This is a genomic window from Cupriavidus sp. R6-3 (assembly GCF_059772245.1).
This window is the reverse complement of sequence record NZ_JCBAJO010000362.1, coordinates 1-3,253: the sequence shown is the minus strand read 5'-3', so window position 1 is coordinate 3,253 and position 3,253 is coordinate 1. Positions and strand designations below refer to the sequence as shown.

Genomic DNA, 3,253 nt, shown 5'->3' with positions numbered 1-3,253 from the left:
GGCCGCTTCAGCAGCGGCGCCAGATACTTGCCGGTAAAGCTCGCCTTGCTGGCGGCGATGTCCTCCGGCGTGCCCCGCGCGATGATCTGCCCGCCCCCGGCGCCGCCCTCGGGGCCGAGGTCCAGCACCCAGTCCGCGGTCTTGATCACATCGAGGTTGTGTTCGATGATGACCACGGTATTGCCCTGGTCGCGCAGCTTGTGGATGACCTTGAGCAGCAGCGCGATATCGTGGAAGTGCAGGCCGGTGGTGGGCTCGTCGAGGATGTACAGCGTGCGGCCGGTATCGCGCTTGGACAGCTCCAGCGACAGCTTGACGCGCTGCGCCTCGCCCCCCGACAGCGTGGTCGCCGCCTGCCCCAGGCGGATATAGCCCAGCCCCACGTCGAGCAGCGTCTGCAGCTTGCGCCGGACCACCGGCACCGCGCTGAAGAACTCGTAGGCCTGCTCGACCGTCAGCTCCAGCACCTCCGAGATGTTCTTGCCCTTGTACAGCACCTCCAGCGTCTCGCGGTTGTAGCGCTTGCCGTGGCAGACGTCGCAGGGCACGTAGACATCGGGCAGGAAGTGCATCTCGACCTTGAGCACGCCGTCGCCCTGGCAGGCCTCGCAGCGCCCGCCCTTGACGTTGAACGAGAAGCGGCCCGGATCGTAGCCGCGCTCCTTGGCCGACGGCACGCCGGCGAACAGCTCGCGGATCGGCGTGAACAGCCCCGTATAGGTGGCCGGATTCGAGCGCGGCGTGCGGCCGATCGGGCTCTGGTCGACGTTGATGACCTTGTCGAAGTGCTCCAGCCCGTCGATGCGGTCGTGCGGCGCCGGCTCCGGCGTCGAGCCGTACAGATGGCGGGCCACCGCCGGATACAGCGTGTCGTTGATCAGCGTCGACTTGCCCGAGCCCGACACGCCCGTCACGCAGGTCAGCAGGCCGACCGGAATCTCGGCATTGACCTGCTTCAGGTTGTTGCCGCTGGCGTTCAGGATGCGCAGCATCCGTTCCGGGTCCGGCGGCGTGCGCGTGGCCGGCACCTCGATGCTGAGCTCGCCCGACAGGTACTGCCCGGTCAGCGAGGCCGGCGAGGCCTCGATCTGCGGCGGCGTGCCCTCGGCGACGATCTGCCCGCCATGCACGCCCGCGCCCGGGCCGATGTCGACCACATAGTCGCTGGCGCGGATCATGTCCTCGTCGTGCTCGACCACCAGCACCGAATTGCCGATGTCGCGCAGATGCTTGAGCGTGCCGATCAGCCGGTCGTTGTCGCGCTGGTGCAGCCCGATCGACGGTTCGTCCAGCACATACATCACGCCGGTCAGGCCCGAGCCGATCTGCGAGGCCAGCCGGATGCGCTGGGCCTCGCCGCCCGACAGCGTGTCGGCGCTGCGCTCCAGCGACAGATAGTCGAGCCCGACGTTGTTCAGGAAGTTCAGCCGCGCCGAGATCTCGCGCACGATCTTGTCGGCGATCTCGCGCTTGGCGCCCTGCAGCTGCAGCGTCAGGAACCAGGTCAGCGCGTCGCGCAGCGGCCAGCCGCTGATCTCGTAGATCGCGCGCGCCTGTTCGCCGTCGCCGACCTTGACGTGGCGCGCCTCGGTGCGCAGCCGCGTGCCATGGCAGGCGGGGCAGGGCTGGTTGTTCTGGTACTTGGCCAGCTCCTCGCGCACCGCCACGGAATCGGTCTCGCGATAGCGGCGCTCCAGATTGGGGATGATCCCCTCGAACACATGCGAGCGCGTCGTGGTGCGGCCGCGTTCGTTCATGTAGGTAAACGGGATCTCGGTCTCGCCCGAGCCATGCAGCACCACCTGCTGCACCTCGGCCGGCAGGTCCTCGAAGGCGGTGTCCAGGTCGAAGTCGTAGAACGCCGCCAGGCTCTGCAGCATCTGAAAATAGAACTGGTTGCGGCGGTCCCAGCCCTTGATCGCGCCCGAGGCCAGCGACAGGTTCGGGAAGGCCACCACCCGCTTCGGATCGAAGAAGGTGATCTGGCCCAGGCCGTCGCAGCTCGGGCAGGCGCCCATCGGGTTGTTGAACGAGAACAGCCGCGGCTCGAGCTCGGGCAGCGAGTACGAGCAGATCGGGCAGGCGAACTTCGAGCTGAACAGATGCTCGGCGCCGCTGTCCAGCTCGAGCGCGATGGCGCGGCCGTCCGCCAGCCGCAGCGCGGTCTCGAACGATTCGGCCAGGCGCTGCTTGATGTCGGCGCGCACCTTGACGCGGTCGACCACCACTTCGATGCTGTGCTTCTCGGTCTTCTTCAGCCTGGGCAGCGCATCGACCTCGTAGACCTTGGCCTGCGCCTCGTGCGCGGCCCCGCCGCCCGAACGGATGCGAAAGCGCACGAAGCCCTGCGCCTGCATCGTCTCGAACAGGTCGGTGTGCTCGCCCTTGCGGTCGGCCACCACCGGCGCCAGGATCATCAGCTTGGTGTCCTCCGGCAGCGCCAGCACCGCGTCGACCATCTGCGACACGCTCTGGGCCTGCAGCGGCAGGTCGTGGTTGGGGCAATACGGCGTGCCGGCGCGCGCGTACAGCAGACGCAGGTAGTCGTGGATCTCGGTGACGGTGCCGACCGTCGAGCGCGGGTTGTGGCTGGTGGCCTTCTGCTCGATCGAGATCGCCGGCGACAGGCCTTCGATCAGATCGACGTCCGGCTTCTCCATCAGCTGCAGGAACTGGCGCGCATAGGCCGACAGCGACTCGACGTAGCGGCGCTGGCCTTCGGCATAGAGCGTGTCGAAGGCGAGCGAGGACTTGCCCGAGCCAGACAGGCCGGTGATCACGATCAGCTTGTTGCGCGGCAGATCGAGATTGATGTTCTTGAGATTGTGGGTGCGGGCCCCACGGATTCTGATTTCTTCCATATACCGTTTGTCTTCGCCAGGCGGGGCCGCCAGTCGGGGTCGACAGGCCGGTCTCACGGAGCGCCCGCGCCATGGCTGGCGGCGGGCGTACGCTCAAAGCAGGAAGCAGGCCGGGGCCTCGGCGCGGGCCGGCGGGGAAGGGTGCTGGCGGCCGTCTTGGCGCGGCTTCGGCCGCGGCTTTTGCCTTTGCCTGCCGGCCTCTGCGGCGATCTGCCGCTGCCTCGGCCGCTGCCTGCCGCAACCTGTCCACCGCTGGCCGCCACGTCCGTGCCGCTGGCCGATTTTCCTCGCCAGCCCGGGCCACTTCCCGCCGATCCGGCGTCTGGCGCCGGGAGCAAACCTGCTAATATACCGAACTTCGGTTTCCGGGGTTGCCCCTGCCTCTGCCCCCT

1 protein-coding gene is annotated in these 3,253 nt (G+C 68.0%); it reads right to left on the bottom strand.

Annotated features, from left to right (window positions below):
- On the bottom strand, positions 1 to 2,861 hold a 2,861-nt coding region (gene uvrA / locus AC6EI8_RS25505; protein ID WP_498383266.1), incomplete at its 3' end, for an excinuclease ABC subunit UvrA.
- Positions 2,862 to 3,253 lie beyond the last annotated feature (392 nt).